The sequence below is a fragment of the Ralstonia sp. UNC404CL21Col genome (assembly GCF_000620465.1).
Classification (GTDB): Bacteria; Pseudomonadota; Gammaproteobacteria; order Burkholderiales; family Burkholderiaceae; genus Ralstonia; species Ralstonia flatus.
On sequence record NZ_JIBE01000004.1, the window covers coordinates 1,355,996 to 1,371,252 of the forward strand.

Genomic DNA, 15,257 nt, shown 5'->3' on the forward strand with positions numbered 1-15,257 from the left:
CTGAAAGCATCCCGTTTGGTGGGACGCAGAAACTCGCCATGCACGACTTGGTGGGTGGCACGCGCGTGATCGATTCGATGGGGGCGTTCTGCGGCCCCGTCGAATGGTCCGGGTGGCTGCTCGGCAAGGATGCGTTGGCGCGTGCGCGGCAGTTGGACGATCTGCGCGAACGCGGCGCATCGTTGTTGCTGCAGTGGTCCGAAATCTACTACGCCGTCGTCATTCGCGACTTTCGTGCGGATTTTCAGCGTGCCTACAAGATCCCGTACAAGATCACCTGCGAAGTGGCGAGCGATCTGTCGAAATTTGCAGGCAGTGATGCAGACCAGAGCATCGATGGCCAGATCAAGAGCGATGCAGCGGCCGTGACGGACATGGGCAGCGCGATTGGCGACGGCACGTTGTCTGGCCTGATCGATTCGGCGAACTCGGCGATCGATACCGTAGCGAGTTTTGCCAACGCAGCGCAGTCAACACTCAGCAACGTCCTGCAGCAAGTGACAGCGGTGCGTGATCGTGCTCAAGCGCTGATCGCATCGGCCAATACCACGCTGACAAAGGTGACGACGCTGGGCGGCATCCTGCCGAATAACCCGGTATCGCAGCAGGTGGAAAAGCTGGCTGGCCAGATGACGTCGGCATTGAACCTGCCGGTGCTGGTTCAGCTTGATCGTGTTGCCGGCCGCATGCAGAAGAACATCGAGTCCGTCTACAAGAGCGCCAAGCATGTGGTGACGGTGGGTGGCGATCTCATGAAGATGGCGGCCAAGGAATACAACGACGCGATGGCGTGGACGAGCCTGGCAAAGGCGAACCCGGATCTCCTGTGGGACCCGCTTGTGCAAGGGGTGAAAAACCTGATCGTGCCACCCAACAAGGACCGTGCCGGCGGCTTGCCAAAGCCCTAGCGAGCCGCTTTCATCAACCAGACAGCCCCGCAGCGCGGGGCTTTTTTCTTATGAGCCTGAACAAGCTACCCGTGATCGCCGGTGTGCGGCAACCGCGCTCGATCGTGAAGGTCGGCGGCGAGCGCATTCCGGCGTGTGTGAGCTGGTCGGTCCTGAGCAATTCGTACGAGCAGGCGGATACGTTCCAGGTCACGTTGGCAACAGCTGCCTTGCCGCCAGATCGCGATGCGAACTGGTTTTCCGGTCAGCGTGAATTGCTGGTCGAGATCTTCGCCGGCTTTCCCTCGAACCCCATGCAGTACGACGAGGCTAATCTCGAAAGCCTGATCTATGGCCGTGTCGACGGCGTCGAGCTGGATCCGGTTTCCGCCCAGCTCACGCTGAGCGGCCGCGATTTGACCGCGCTATTTATCGACGAGAAGGTCACGTTGCAGTTCCAGAACCTGACTGCCTCGGACGTGGCTGCGCGGCTGGCGAGTGCGCATGGTTTGCAGGTTGCAGGGCCGCCGACCAAACAGCGCATCGGTAAAGCCTATGCGCATGACAACGTAAGCCTGACGCATCAGCAAACCGAGTGGGATTTGCTGGCAGCGCTGGCGCGGGCCGAAGGGTTTATCTGTTACGTGGCCGGCAAGACGCTGCACTTCGAACCGCGTCCGCCGGCCGCTGCGGAACCGTACGAGCTGCGTTGGGGGCGCGATGAGAAAGGCAACGCCCAGGCCAACACGGCAACCCTGCAACTGTCGCGCGATCTGACGGTTGCAAAAGGCGTCACGGTCGAAGCACGCTCGTGGAATGCGAAGCAGGGCAAGCGATTCTCCGCCCGCTACACCAATGCGCCAGGTGGCGATCAGGGCCAGAAGCCGACGCACACCGTGGAGCGCAATGGACTCGACCAGGCCGGAGTCAAGCGCCTGGCCAAGCAGAAGTACGACGAAGTCGCACAGCACGAAATGAAGCTACGCGCCCGCCTGCCTGCAGATCAAATCCTCACGCCCACCGACACGCTCCGTCTGACAGGTACGGGCACCGGTTTCGATCAGGACTACCTCATCGACAGCATCACACGCAGCATGAGCCTGAGCGAGGGCTATGTGATGGACATATCGGCCAAGAACATCAACAAGGGAACGAGCACATGATCCAGCAGCTTCGCAACCAGATGGTGCTCGCCGCGATGATGGCGCAGTCCAATCGCGCAGAGAACCGCATGGGCATCGTCACCAGCTACGACCCCGGGACGGCGTCTGCGCGGGTACGCCTCCAACCTGAAGACCCCGCCGACCCAGCGCGCTCGCTGACCGGCTGGATGCCCGTTGCCTCTGCCTGGGTCGGCAATGGCTGGGGTATCGATGCGCCGGTCAGCCCGGGCGATCAGGTGGAGGTGCAGTTTCTGGGCGGCGACATCGAGAACGGCTACATCTGCGCGCGTTTGTTCAGCGATCAGGCGCGGCCGACCGGTGCGCAGTCGGGCGAGTTCTTTCTGACGCACGCGTCGGGCTCCAAGCTGCAGTTTCACAACGACGGCACGGTTACGCTCATCAGCGCGGGCACGCTCAGCAGCCAGGCGCCGCAGTGGAATCACAAGGGCCCAGTGCAGATCGACGGCGCGTTGCTGGTCACACAAACCATCACCGGACAAGCCGGCATGGCGGTGTCGGGCAACAACGGCACCGGCAACTCGATGAGCATCAGCGGCAATACGCAGTTCAGCGGTCAGGTCTCGGCAAATGGGCACCGGATCGACGATACGCATCGCCATACCGGTGTGCAGCCCGGGGCCGGCAATACAGGGAGCGTGGCATGACGCAGCAACTTCTGAACGACGTGAACCACTGGGTGGGGGGCGACATGACCGTGTCGCCCACTGGCGATCTAGGCCTTGCCAGTGCCGACCTGCGGACGCAGCAACGCATCGTGCGGCGCCTCGTCACCAACCCGGGCGACTACATCTTCCACACCGACTACGGCGCGGGGCTGCCGCAGAAGATCGGCGAGACGCTCGACGTGCCCGCGCTGCGGGGGTTGATCCGCTCGCAAATCCTGCAGGAAACCGGGGTCGCGCAAGACCCGGAGCCGCAGGTGGACGTGGCCGCCATCACAGGCGGCGTGAGCGTGCGCATCTTGTACAGCAGCGCGATTACGCGCGAGCCGGTGTCCCTTCAATTCAATGTGAGCAAGTGATATGTCCATTCAGACGCAAGACTGGGTGACGCTCGTGCGCAACCAGGTGGCGGCCATCCAGGGCTACGCCAAGGTGCTGGTCGACTTGACCGTCGGATCGGTGCTGCGCGCCGTCGTTGAGGCCAATGCGGCGGTCACGGTGTGGCTGCAAGGGTTGATCCTGCAGGTGCTGGCGATTACCCGGGCGGCAACCTCGAGCGGCGCCGATCTCGATACGTGGATGGCCGATTTCGGCTTGACACGCCTGGCCGCCGTGCCGGCCACGGGCAGCGTCACGTTCTCACGCTTCACGGTCACGCAGCAAGTGCTGGTGCCGCTGACGGCGGTGGTGCAGACGGGCGACGGCACGCAGCAGTTCAATGTGGTGATCGATACGACCAACCCCGCCTATAGCGCCACGCTTGGCGGCTATGTGATTGCCGCCGGTACGGCCAATGTGAGCGTGCCGGTCCAGGCCGTCACGCCGGGCGCAGCGGGCAATGCGGTGGCGGGCGCGGTGTCCACCATCGTAGGTGCCATCTCCGGTGTGGATACCGTGAGCAATGCAGCGGCCTTCGTCAACGGCGCGGATGCGGAGCCCGATACCGCATTCCGTTCGCGCTTTATCGCCTATGTTGCGAGTCTGTCGAAGGCGACGAAGACGGCTATCGGCTCCGCCATCGCCAGCGTCAAGCAGGGGCTGACGTATGTGATCCTGGAGAACCAGACCTACGCCGGCCTGCCGCAGAACGGCACGTTCATCGTGATCGTCGACGACGGCACGGGCGCGCCTACGTCAACGCTGCTTGTCAGCGTAAGCAACGCCGTGGATGCCGTGCGCCCTGTGACGAGCACGTTCTACGTATACGGACCTGTCGTCGTCAACGCCACTGTATCCATGAGTATCAGCACGGCCGCCGGCTACACGCATCAGGCCATTGCTGTACAGGTGCAGGCGGCTTTGCTGGCCTACATCAACAGCCTGCCGTTGGGTGCGGCGTTGACGTATTCGCGGCTGGCGCAGGTGGCGTATGACGCGTCGCCGGCCGTCACCAACGTCACGAATACGCTGCTCAACGGCAGCACGGCAGACCTGCCGGCCACGAGCCTGCAGGTCATCAAAACCACGGCCAACTCGATCACGGTGACGTAATGGCAACCGGTGACCAACAAGACATCTTCGCGCGCATACGCGGGTATCTGCCGCGCTGGTTTGGCGATGCGGCGCAGTCGCCGATCATCAACGGGCTGCTGCAGGGCCTGGCTTATAGCGGTGCCTACGTCTACAGCCTGTATGCCTATGCGAAGCAGCAGACGCGCATCCTGACCGCCTCCGATGGCTGGCTCGACATGATTGCGGCGGATTTCTTCGGCCTGTCGATCAAGCGCAGGGCCGGGCAGTCCGACGCATCGTTTCGCGCCAACATCGTCGCCAACCTGTTTCGTGAACGCGGCACGCGCAACGCGATCATCCGCGTGCTGACCGATCTGACCGGGCGCGCGCCAACCGTCATCGAACCAAGCCGACCCGCAGACTGCGGCGCCTACGATGCGCCCAACAGCGGCTACGGCATGGCGGGTGCATATGGGCAGGTCTCGCTCACGTATCAGGCCTTTGTGCAGGCGTATCGGCCGCTCGGCAGCGGCATCCCGAACGTGGCCGGCTACAGCATCGTCACCACCGGCTACAGCGCGCCGTCGCAAGGCGAATACGTTGACGCGTCGATGAGCAGCAACACCGTGTCCGACGCTGACATCTACGCCGCCATCGAATCGGTGCGGCCAGCGGCCTCGATCATCTGGACGCGCATCAGCTCCTAGGTGCGCACACACGCCTTCCTAACCACCGACAGCCCGGCACTACGCCGGGTTTTTTCTTTTGGAGAACAGTCTTGGATCGTCAGATTGTCTACAGCGGCCAGGTGCCGCAAACCACGGACCTGCTGAACACGAACCGGCAGACCATGATCGCGCTGGCAAAGCTCTGCGCTGATCTGTTCGGCACGTCCACCGTCATCTCGGGCCTGGGCTGCGTGCCCACCACGCCCGCCTCGATGAGCGTGACCGTCAACCCAGGGCAAATCTATCAGCTTGCCAATGTGGACGGCACGCCGTACAGCGCGCTGCCGCAAGATACCGCGCACAGCCTGCTGAAGCAGGGGATCCTGATGGACGCGCAGTCCTTCGTCCTTGCGGCGCCGGCCACGTCGGGCTATAGCCAGAACTACCTGATCCAGGCGGCCTACCTTGAGAGCGACGTCAACAACGTCGTGCTGCCGTACTACAACAGCGCGAATCCGTCGCAAGCGTTCAACGGGCCGGGCGGCAGTGGCAATGCGCAGCCGACCACGCGGGCGGGGCAAGTGTCGTTGCAGCTCGTGGCCGGCACCGCCGCAGCCACCGGCACGCAGACGACGCCTGCGGTAACGGCCGGCTATGTTGGTCTGGCGGTCGTCACGGTAGCCAACGGCCAGAGCACGATCACCAACGCCAGCATCGTCCCGTATCCGAACGCGCCGACCGCACCGACGGGCGGCTTCCTTGCAGCTATTGGTGAGCGATATTCCAGCATTCAGAACGTCGCCATATCGAGCACGCTCAGCACGGCGGCGCTCGGCGCACTGGTGAACGTCACGGCCACTGGCCAGACCGTCACGCTGCCCCCCGCATCGAACTGCCCCAACGGCACGAGCATCTGCGTGACGTACATGCAGGCGAGCGGTTCGACGACCGTCACGCGCAATGGCACCGACACGCTGGCGTTCGGCCAAGGCAGCAGCGCAAACAGCCTCACGCTCAATCCCGGCGAGGCGGTGCAGTTTGTGTCGAACGGCGTGAATGGATGGGTCAGTGCCGGCCAGACGTTGACGACGGGGGTGACGCCTGCGCAGTTTGATAACAGTACGAAGTTGGCTACGACGGCGTTTGTGAAGACCGCAGGTCTACAGCTGGGGGACTACGTCGGGTTCAGCGTGAGCACCACATTGCCTGCATCAGTCTGCGGCAAAGTGGTCACGGTTGTGGGTAACGGAATCACGTTGACATTGCCTCTGCTGTCGTCGGTTCCCGTTGGATCAACCATCACCTTTCACCCAGGTGGTGCTTCAGGAACCGTCATTCAGCGTCAAGGTGCGGACAATATCTTTGGCGCCGGTGGGAATGTGGCGTCGTTTCCATTGGGGGGGACCGATTCAGTCACCCTGCTTGCCTCGACCATTAGCTGGATTCCGATTTCGGGCTCTGGGCAGGCCCAGTTTTCATCTTTTTTTGGGGCGTCGCTGCAGGGGAACGGTTATCAAAAGCTGCCAAGTGGATTGATTTTCCAATGGGGGATGAACCAGGGAACTACAGCGTCCTATCAGACGTATTCGTTTCCGATTGCATTCCCGAACAACGTCTACTCGATGGTTGCCACCACCAACAACGTCACTACGTTGTATACCGGCCGCGTCAACGTCCTTTCACTTTCACAATTCCAAATCGGTAACTCCAACGGTCAGGGATCGTGGGCCGCCGACTTCGTTTCCTGGACTGCAATTGGACGCTAAATCATGAAAAAATTCGCAGCATACGATTCCCAAGGCCACATCACCGCCTACTACGACAGTATCGACAGCCCGGTTCCTCCCAGCGTGACCAACGTCATCGAGATTACACAAGACGAATGGCTCGCCTGTATCAATCAGCCCGGCTACACAGTGGTGAACGGTGCATTGGTCTCACCATTGCCGCCGACGAATAAGGAACTGCTGGCAAAAGCGAAAGCGTTGCAAACCACCAAAGCCAGCACCGCCTGCGCCTCAGCCCTCACCACCGGTTTCCCCTCATCCGCACTCGGCACAGCGCATATCTACCCATCCCAAGACGACGACCAACGCAACCTCCAAAGCGCCGTCAGCGCCGCGGTTGCCGCACCGTCAAACTGGACGACACCCATCTGGTGCGCCAACAGCAGCGATGCCTGGTCCTTCACGGCGCACACCACCGCGCAAGTCCAGCAAGTCAACGCCGACTGGCTGGCCCATCGCGTTGCCACGCAGCAGAAATACGCCGATCTGATCGCCAGGATCAACGCTGCAACCAGCATTGCAGAGGTGCAAACCATCGACTGGTAAGCACACCCATCTCAGCAACACAGCCCGCCTTTGCGCGGGCTTTTTCATTTCCGGGAGACACCATGTCAGAACCCATTACCAGCACCGCCGCAGCGGGGGTTGCCGGTGCGGCGGCCTTCAAGGCGCTTGGCGGGTTCGCAGCCGTGGCCGGCGCTGCGACTGTGCTCGCCACCATCGTCGTCATGGTGATGACGTTGCCGCGCGCTCGCGGCGAGTGGGCCGTTGCGCTGATCTCGACGGTCATCGCCAGCCTGGGCGGCGGCGCCACCGTCATCCAGTACTTCGGGGTGGCGCATTGGATCGGCTCGAGCAACGGCGCCATGGCGCTCGGCGGCATCTATTTCATCTGCGGCCTGCCCGGCTGGGCGTTTGTGCGCTGGGTCTTCAACTTCATCAACAAGCGGCGCGATGCCGACCTCGCCGAGGTCGTCGACGACGTGCGCGAGTCCCTGCATAAGGCAAACCATGGCTGAACCGCTTCTGACCGCGGCGCAACTGCGCGCCGTCATGCCCAACGCCGGCGGGCGCGCCGATGTGTTCGCCCCCATCCTGGCCGATGTGCTGTTGTTTCGGCAGATCAGCACGCCCGCACGCATCGCCGCGTTCCTCGCCCAGGTCGGGCACGAATCGGGGCAACTGCGTTACGTGCGCGAACTGTGGGGCCCGACACCTGCGCAGCGCGGCTATGAAGGGCGCTCCGATCTCGGCAACACGCAACCCGGCGACGGCAAGCGCTATCTCGGGCGCGGCCTCATTCAGATCACCGGACGCGCCAACTACCGTGCCTGCGGTATCGCGCTGGGCCTCGATCTGGAAGCGCAGCCCGAGCTGCTCGAGACGCCCGCGCACGCCACGGCATCGGCCGCGTGGTTCTGGCTGACCAACGGGCTCAACCGCTTTGCCGATCAGGAGACCGACACCGCGTTTGTGCAGCTCACGCGCCGCATCAATGGCGGCACGAACGGCCTGGATGATCGGCGCGCGCTGTGGTTGCGCGCCCGCGCTGTGCTGACTGGAGGGGCTGCCTGATGAGCCTGTTCGACCCGCGCTTCTGGGCCAGCGCCTTCCTGGCGTTGGTGCTCACCTTTGGCCTCGGCTATGGGGCTGGCGATCTGCATCGGCTTCGGGTCGAGCGATCCCACGCGTTGCAAGCCAAGGTGGCCGCCGCGCAAACAGAAACCCGCCAGGCCAACGTCAGCGCCCAGGTGGCTGATCAAGCCGCCCAGGCTCAGACGCGCATCCAGACCGTCTTCCGAGACCGCATCCTTTACCGAGACCGTGAGGTGCCCCATGAAATCGTTGTGCACGACGACGCTGCTTGCCGCATCCCAGGCCGTTTTGTCGGCATGTGGAACTCCGCCAACCGCGCCGAGCTTCCCACTGCCGCCGGCCTCCTTGATGAAGCCCCCAGTGGCGTTGTCCTCTCTGACGTTGAAGCCCAGCACGAGCGCGAGGCCGAAGCTTTCCACAGCAACGCCCGGCAACTGAAAGACTTGCAGGATTGGGTGACTCAGCAGGAGGAGGCCGCGAAGCCTCAATAGAGAATAGAGAAGAGACCGAGCTTGCTGCGCCCGGTCAGGCTCAATCAATCGATGATGTCCGCGCAGGCGTCGGTGGGCGCGGCCGCCACATGCCCGACCAGCGGCACCATCTTCAGGCCCGCCGATGCCACGCGGCACGGCGCGGCCACCACACCGCAGCCGGAAATGCATGCAGCACCAAGCAGGGACACAGCGAGCAGAAGGCGTTTCATCGTGGGCGAGTTCGAAAGCGAATGCCGCGCAGTGTGACACAGAGTCATTCACCAACCTGTGCGCGTTTGTATCGGGAAATGACAATCTGTGCGCGTTCCAAAACCATGATGCGATGCGTCAGAACGCAACAATGCGACACGTTCGAAGACCGCACAACGCTGACTTTAGGCGAAAAAGTCACATCCTCGGTTTGCGCAAATCGAACCGCCGGCCGTTGCTGCAGGCCGCAAAACCACTGTTGATGCGGGTTTTCCCGCAATTTCACAAACCGCAACAATAAATTGTCTGTCGCGACATTTATTGTCTGAACAGGCTCGCCTACGATGGGTTCATCGAATGCGGCGCCGCAGCGAAAAAGAAGACCCGGGAAACGCCCGGATCACCTGCCCGACGCGCTGCGCCCATCTGGAGAAGACATCATGAAAGCCCAACGCACCCTGATCGCTGCCCTGATCGCCCTGGCAAGTGTGCCGGCCCTGGCAGCAGCCAAGTTTGACGTGTACACGCAAGGCGCCGCGCAAGTCGGCCAACGCTTCGACGTGTATTCGGATGGCGCCAAGGTTGGCGACAAGTTCGACCCGTACACTCAAGGCGCAAAGGTCGGCGACAAGTTCGATCCGTACACCCAAGGTGCCAAGGCCGGCAGCAAGTTCGACCCGTACACCGAAGGCGCCCTGGCCCGCGTCGGCAAGTTCGATACCTATACCGAAGGCGCCAAGGCTGGCAGCAAGTTCGACCCGTACACCGAAGGTGCGCTGGCCCGCGCAGGCAAGTTCGACACCTACACCGAAGGTGCCAAGGCCGGTAGCAAGTTTGATCCGTACACCGAAGGCGCCGTGGCCTGAGCCCGGTTTCTTCCGCAAGGACGCCCGCACACAGCGGGCGTTTTTATTTGCGTCACCGGAAAGCGCAATGATTGCGAACTGAGTCGCCCTTGCTGCGTCTCACTGTCATCGCAACCAGGAAGCCATGATGATTCGTTTCCGTCGTCCAAACCGCTCCCACCTGTGCCTGGCGCTCGCTGCGGCCGCCATGCTGGCCGGCTGCGCGACCGTCACGCCGGGCCCATTCCAGATCACCGTGCGTGATGCCGATGACACCGTACTGGAGCAATTCCAGTTCCAGGCCGGCTCGCAGGGGTCGCTTGAGACCGCCATGATCGGCATGTGCCGCGTGTATCCGGACGCCACCGTCATCGCGGAGCAGCTCTCAACGCACGAGCGTCTGCAGGAGCGCTGCAAGCGCTCTTTCGCTTCCATGCTCTCGGCGTCCTGATGCGGCGCTGAAGCGGCTACCATGTCGCCTCATCGGCTGGCGTTGCCGGCCTTGTGTGAACACCCCCGAGGCACGCACTTGAGGCGCATGTGAACCCGCAAGACAAGTCTTCCGAGATTTCCCAGCTTTCCCGCTTCGCTGCGACGCGACCGCGTCTGTTGTCTGCGTTCGCGCTGGGCGCCGTCGCGGTCGCCGTCGTACCGGCGCATGGTTGGCTCGCGCGCCTGCTGCTCGGCTGGGACATCGCCGTGTGGGCGTACCTGATCCTGATCACGGTGATGATGTTGCGCGCCGATCCGCACCGCATCCGCGCCGTTGCCCGCCGTGAAGACGAGCGCGCTTCTGCGGTGCTGGCGGTGGTCTGCCTCGGCGTGGTGGCCAGCATGGTGGCCATTGCCTTTGAACTGGCCACAGCCAAGTCGGCGGGGCATGCGCAGACGTCGCACTATGTGTTTACCGGCATCACGGTGTTGGGTGCGTGGCTCATGGTGCCGATGATGTTCACGGTGCACTACGCGCATTTGTATTACCGGGCGCCGCACGAGCCGCCGCTGCGGTTTCCCGATGATCAGCTCGAGCCTGATTACTGGGATTTCCTCTACTTCTCCTTTACGATCGCGGTCGCCAGCCAGACGGCCGATGTCAGCATCCGTTCGGGCGCCATGCGGCGGGCGGTGCTGGGGCAATCGCTGCTGTCGTTCTTCTTCAATACGAGCATCCTCGCGCTCTCCATCAACATTGCTGCCGGCCTGTTTTCATGACGATGCTGCCTCCCGAGCTTCCACCCAACGCGCACACGCGCCCAATCAACGCCATCAGCTATGTGCTGGTGGCCGCCATGATTGGGGCCGTGCTGTGGCTGCATTTGCTGCCGGCCGCTATTGCCGGCTTTCTTGTGTATGCGTTGGCGCGCAAGCTGGAGGCGCGCCTGCGTGCGCGGCACACGGTTTCCAAGCGCGCCAGGGCGATTGCGGTGATCTGTGTGTTCGTGATTGCCGCGCTCATTCTTGCGGCGCTAGGCATCGGGATCGGCCGCCTCGTCGAGCACGGGCATGGGCTCGAAGGCATGCTCACACGCATTGCCGATGTGCTCGACAACCTGCGCGAGTCGCTGCCGGCGGCGGTCGTCAACTATGTGCCGCAGTCGGTGACCGAGCTGCGTGTGCAGCTGGTGCAGATGATCAAGGAGCACGGCCACCAGGTGTCGACCATGGGTATCGACGGCCTGCGCGCCAGCGCATTGATGCTGGTGGGGCTGATCCTGGGGGCAATGGTGGCCTGGTCGGAAACGCCTGATGCCGAGCACCACAAGCCGCTGGCCGCCGCACTGGTGAACCGGCTGAGCCGGCTGACTGATGCGTTCGAGGCCGTGGTGTTTGCGCAGGTGAAGATCTCGGCGCTCAACACGGCGCTCGCCGCCATCTACCTGCTGGGCGCGCTGCCGCTGTTCGGGCAGCACGTGCCGTATTCCAAATCGCTGATCCTGTTGACCTTCGTGGCGGGGCTGATTCCGGTAGCGGGCAACCTCATCTCCAATACAGCGATCGTGGTGATGAGCGTCACCGCCTCATTGGAGCTGGCAGTGGCATCGCTCATCTTCCTCGTGGTGGTGCACAAGCTGGAGTACTTCGTGAACGCGCGCATCATCGGCAGCCGCATCGATGCGCGCGCGTGGGAACTGATTCTCGCGCTGATCGTGATGGAGGCGCTGTTTGGCGTGGGCGGCGTGATTGCCGCGCCAGTGCTGTACGCCTACATGAAACGCGAGCTGACGGACGCCGGGCTGATCGGCTGACGCGTTTCTCGCTGATGCGCGGGGTGACCCGCCAGCGCCCCCGCGCTGACGGCATCGGCAGAAAAGAGCGCGCCCTACGGGACGAGGGGCGCGCAATAACTCGCTGACCGAGAGACGTCAGCGAGCCGAGGGTCGGTACACGGGGACGAAGCGGGCGGCGGGCGCGTGGCGTTGCCGGTGACATCCACGGCTTCGGACGTGACGAAGCAGCAGACGACCCGGTCGTCGAGCAGGGCTTGATAGAAAAGGTCTCCCATCGCGCGGCATAGCGTTCCCGTTAGCAGGATCATCATGGCTTCCCCTCCCATGTTGGCCGATGTGCGGCATCGTCGATGCGGGTCATCGGTTCGGGTTGCGGATCGTCGTGCGCGTGAAGTCGCTACGCATCGGTCTCCGTCAGGCCGTCGGCACTGGCGCCTGACTGGTATTCCGGCGTCGTGCTGCAGTCCATGCTGGCGAGTATAGAAAGCGTCTCCTGAGCGGCCATGCTCCGAACGGAGTAGCCCCGCGCGAGAAAACGGCTAACACGTTAGCTGCCTGCCAGGGCAAGCGGGGCAAGGGTTTGCGGGAAGATGCCCCATGTTTGGGTGAAACCGGCACGGCGTGGGGTGACGCTTCTGCCCCGACAATAAATTGTCCGGTTTGCGCTAATCGTTGTCGAATTTGCGGTAACACGCCTGCACCGTTTAGGCGCAAGATTGAGCGCTTCCTCGCCTCAACCTCGTGACCTTAAACATCATGCAAACCACCGCAAACGGCACGGCCGCTGCATCGGCGACGCCCGCCGCGCAGGCCGACAAGACCGGCTTTGGCGTGATCGGCGCCATCAGCTTCGCGCACTTCCTCAACGACATGATGCAGTCGTTGATCCTGGCGATCTATCCGCTGCTCAAGGGCAATTTCCATCTCGATTTTTCGCAGATCGGGCTGATCACGCTCACGTATCAGATCACCGCCTCGCTGCTGCAGCCGATGGTCGGGCTGTATACCGACAAGCATCCGAAGCCGTATTCGCTGGCGGTGGGCATGGGCTTTACGCTGGTGGGGCTGCTGCTGCTGTCGGTGGCGCCTAACTTTGGCACGGTGCTGCTGGCGGCAGCGCTGGTGGGCACCGGCTCGTCGATCTTCCATCCGGAATCGTCGCGCGTGGCGCGTATGGCGTCGGGCGGACGTCATGGGCTGGCGCAGTCGCTGTTCCAGGTGGGCGGCAATGTGGGCAGCGCGATGGGTCCGCTGCTCGCGGCAATCATCATCATGCCGTATGGGCAGCACAGCCTGGCGTGGTTCTCCATCGCTGCGCTGATCGCCATCTTCGTGCTGTATCACGTGGGCGGCTGGTACAAGCGTGAACGCGCTGCAGGCCACGCCCGCAAGGCGGGCGGCCGCGCACATGCCGCGGTCAAGCTGTCGGGCGGGCAGGTCGCGTTTGCGATGACGCTGCTGGTCGTGCTGCTGTTCTCCAAGTACTTTTACCTCGCGAGCCTGAACAGCTATTACACGTTTTTCCTGATCACCAAGTTCCACCTGTCGGCGCAGACGTCGCAGCTGTTCCTGTTCCTCTTCCTGTTCTCGGTGGCGGTGGGCACGATCGTGGGTGGTCCGATTGGGGATCGCGTGGGCCGCAAGGTCGTGATCTGGGTGTCGATCCTTGGGGTGGCGCCGTTCACGTTGCTGTTGCCGTACGCCAACCTGTTCTGGACGGCTGTGCTGACGGTGATCATCGGGCTGGTGCTGGCCTCGGCGTTCTCGGCCATTCTCGTGTATGCGCAGGAGCTGATTCCCGGCAAGGTCGGGATGGTGTCGGGCCTGTTCTTCGGGTTTGCGTTCGGGCTGGGCGGCATTGGCGCTGCGGTGCTCGGCAAGCTGGCCGATGCAACCGACATCTACAACGTCTATCACCTGTGCTCGTTCCTGCCGCTCATCGGCTTGCTGACGGTGTTCCTGCCGGATATCGAACGCAAGCGCCAACAGGCGGCGTAACGCGACACACGTCGCACACGGATGCAGCGCGGCGGACGTCCCCTCCCGGACGATCCGCCGCTTTGCTTTCTGCTGTTGGGCGTTACTTCTCGATGGCGTGAGTCGGGCCCGGCCACACGCCGGTCATCTCGATTTCGCGCCGGCCGGTCAGCCATTGGCCGAGCGGGCTGGGCCAGCGGAATGAATAATTGTCGCTGTTCACGACGCCCTGGAACTTCACGTCGACCTGGATATCGGTGGCGTTGAGCGGGATGTTTGCGACCGTTTTCGAGATGCCGCCGCTGAGCGAAAACTCATCGCTGCGCGGGCCTTGCGGCGTGTTGAAACGCAGCTTGATGTGCGTGACGTAGGTGCAGCCCGGCTTGTTGTTGAAGTAGATCTCGAAGCCGCCCAGGCGCGTGATCCAGTTCGGGATCAGCAGGTTGCCGTCGAACGACGCAAAGGTGTAGGCCACCGGAATGGGCGCGGGCGCCTGCTTGCCGGGCTCGAACGGCCACAGATGCTGATCGACGCTCTTGGTCTGGTTGACCGACACGAACGATCCCTTGCCGGTCGCGCTGCCGAGCATGTCATGCACAGCGCCCGCCGAGCCTGTGATCGAGAATGACGAGTTGTTGTCTTGCGAGCCCACGTTCAGCCCGCTGTTGGCCAGAATCACGCTGGTCACCACGCCGAAGCCCTGCGCGATGTTCCCGCCCGAACCCATGCTGACGGACTGGGCCTGCTCGGCCAGCCACTTGATCGTCTCGGGCCGCGTGAGCTGCGTGAGGTCGCTGATGTACGACTCCGAAGCAATGCCGAATTCCGAGGCAATCGACCCGACCGCCGAGAACTCCCATTTCACTTCCACGCCGGCGTTGATCTTCGTGCCGCTTTCAGGATCGGTGGCCGAGCCATCGAGCTTGACGTTGGTCTCGGTGCGGTGGACGTTGTTGGTCGACAGCTTCCATTGGTTCGGGACGGTGCGCGTGTTGATCGCCACGCCCGGTGTTTCGGGCTTGACGGGCGTGAAGTCGCCGGTGTCGGGCGACACAAAACCGACGGCGCCGGGTTTGATTGTGGGGGCAAGGGTCCAGTTGCCCCAGTAAGCTGCGCGGCCGTTGCGGATGAGGTCGGTGAAGGCGCGATTCCATTGCATGGTTGCACTCCAGGCTTGAGGTTGTGCTGCGAGTCAGCGGGTTTGCGCGGTGGTCTCCATCGCCACGTAGCGACGGGCAGGGCGCGAGGGCACTGTCTCAAACGGGCTGGCGCCTGTTAATGCAGCAGA

Annotated in this window: 18 protein-coding genes; 16 read left to right on the top strand and 2 right to left on the bottom strand. The window is 63.0% G+C overall.

The genetic code is table 11. The features are described from left to right. The first annotated feature begins 38 nt into the window (after positions 1–38). The 11 genes from N511_RS0114165 (at position 39) to N511_RS0114215 (ending at position 8,727) form a co-directional block, all read left to right on the top strand. Positions 39–908: a hypothetical protein gene (locus N511_RS0114165; protein WP_231479619.1), complete on the top strand. Its 870-nt coding sequence runs from the start codon at positions 39–41 to the stop codon at positions 906–908. After that, complete coding sequence (locus tag N511_RS0114170) at positions 791–2,050, top strand: phage late control D family protein (protein ID WP_231479620.1); 1,260 nt, start codon at positions 791–793, stop codon at positions 2,048–2,050. The genes N511_RS0114165 and N511_RS0114170 overlap by 118 nt, the downstream gene beginning before the upstream one ends. Then, on the top strand, positions 2,047–2,715 hold the full coding sequence (locus N511_RS0114175) for a phage baseplate assembly protein V (protein WP_027679914.1): 669 nt from the start codon (positions 2,047–2,049) through the stop codon (positions 2,713–2,715). Before N511_RS0114170 ends, N511_RS0114175 begins: the two co-directional genes overlap by 4 nt. Then, the gene (locus N511_RS0114180; protein WP_051530931.1) at positions 2,712–3,092 is read left to right on the top strand and encodes a hypothetical protein; all 381 of its coding nucleotides are present in this window, start codon (positions 2,712–2,714) and stop codon (positions 3,090–3,092) included. The genes N511_RS0114175 and N511_RS0114180 overlap by 4 nt, the downstream gene beginning before the upstream one ends. 1 nt (position 3,093) lies before the next feature. Continuing rightward, a complete protein-coding gene (locus N511_RS0114185) occupies positions 3,094–4,224 on the top strand; it encodes a baseplate J/gp47 family protein (RefSeq protein ID WP_027679916.1) in 1,131 nt (376 codons plus the stop codon). Then, the gene (locus tag N511_RS0114190; protein WP_027679917.1) at positions 4,224–4,892 is read left to right on the top strand and encodes a hypothetical protein; all 669 of its coding nucleotides are present in this window, start codon (positions 4,224–4,226) and stop codon (positions 4,890–4,892) included. The genes N511_RS0114185 and N511_RS0114190 overlap by 1 nt, the downstream gene beginning before the upstream one ends. A gap of 71 nt (positions 4,893–4,963) precedes the next feature. Next, positions 4,964–6,619, top strand: a complete 1,656-nt coding sequence (locus N511_RS25260; protein WP_051530932.1) for a gp53-like domain-containing protein — start codon at positions 4,964–4,966, stop codon at positions 6,617–6,619. 3 nt (positions 6,620–6,622) lie between these two features. Beyond that, positions 6,623–7,186 carry a DUF4376 domain-containing protein gene (locus tag N511_RS0114200; protein ID WP_037026687.1) on the top strand — a complete coding sequence of 188 codons (564 nt, stop codon included), beginning with the start codon at positions 6,623–6,625 and terminating at the stop codon, positions 7,184–7,186. Positions 7,187–7,248: 62 nt separating this feature from the next. Then, positions 7,249–7,659: a hypothetical protein gene (locus tag N511_RS0114205; RefSeq protein ID WP_027679919.1), complete on the top strand. Its 411-nt coding sequence runs from the start codon at positions 7,249–7,251 to the stop codon at positions 7,657–7,659. Continuing rightward, positions 7,652–8,215: a glycoside hydrolase family 19 protein gene (locus N511_RS0114210; protein WP_027679920.1), complete on the top strand. Its 564-nt coding sequence runs from the start codon at positions 7,652–7,654 to the stop codon at positions 8,213–8,215. Before N511_RS0114205 ends, N511_RS0114210 begins: the two co-directional genes overlap by 8 nt. Beyond that, on the top strand, positions 8,215–8,727 hold the full coding sequence (locus N511_RS0114215) for a hypothetical protein (protein WP_027679921.1): 513 nt from the start codon (positions 8,215–8,217) through the stop codon (positions 8,725–8,727). The genes N511_RS0114210 and N511_RS0114215 overlap by 1 nt, the downstream gene beginning before the upstream one ends. A gap of 44 nt (positions 8,728–8,771) precedes the next feature. Here N511_RS0114215 and N511_RS24960 read toward each other — a convergent pair whose 3' ends face one another. Beyond that, on the bottom strand, positions 8,772–8,939 hold the full coding sequence (locus N511_RS24960) for a DUF6726 family protein (RefSeq protein WP_175402352.1): 168 nt from the start codon (positions 8,937–8,939) through the stop codon (positions 8,772–8,774). A gap of 420 nt (positions 8,940–9,359) precedes the next feature. Between N511_RS24960 and N511_RS0114225 the strand changes: the two genes are divergently transcribed. From N511_RS0114225 to N511_RS0114250, 5 genes are all read left to right on the top strand, one after another. Then, entirely contained in the window at positions 9,360–9,785 is a 426-nt protein-coding gene (locus N511_RS0114225) for a hypothetical protein (protein ID WP_027679922.1), read from the top strand. A 127-nt stretch (positions 9,786–9,912) separates the two neighbouring features. Next, positions 9,913–10,215: a hypothetical protein gene (locus N511_RS0114230; RefSeq protein WP_027679923.1), complete on the top strand. Its 303-nt coding sequence runs from the start codon at positions 9,913–9,915 to the stop codon at positions 10,213–10,215. Between the two features lie 89 nt (positions 10,216–10,304). Further along, positions 10,305–10,976 carry a DUF1345 domain-containing protein gene (locus tag N511_RS0114235; RefSeq protein ID WP_081785375.1) on the top strand — a complete coding sequence of 224 codons (672 nt, stop codon included), beginning with the start codon at positions 10,305–10,307 and terminating at the stop codon, positions 10,974–10,976. After that, positions 10,973–12,010 (top strand): AI-2E family transporter, encoded by a 1,038-nt coding sequence (locus N511_RS0114240; protein ID WP_027679925.1) that lies wholly within the window; start codon positions 10,973–10,975, stop codon positions 12,008–12,010. Before N511_RS0114235 ends, N511_RS0114240 begins: the two co-directional genes overlap by 4 nt. A gap of 738 nt (positions 12,011–12,748) precedes the next feature. Beyond that, the gene (locus N511_RS0114250) at positions 12,749–13,990 is read left to right on the top strand and encodes an MFS transporter (protein ID WP_027679926.1); all 1,242 of its coding nucleotides are present in this window, start codon (positions 12,749–12,751) and stop codon (positions 13,988–13,990) included. A gap of 82 nt (positions 13,991–14,072) precedes the next feature. Here the strand turns inward: N511_RS0114250 and N511_RS0114255 are convergent, their stop codons facing one another. After that, on the bottom strand, positions 14,073–15,128 hold the full coding sequence (locus N511_RS0114255; RefSeq protein WP_027679927.1) for a hypothetical protein: 1,056 nt from the start codon (positions 15,126–15,128) through the stop codon (positions 14,073–14,075). Positions 15,129–15,257 lie beyond the last annotated feature (129 nt).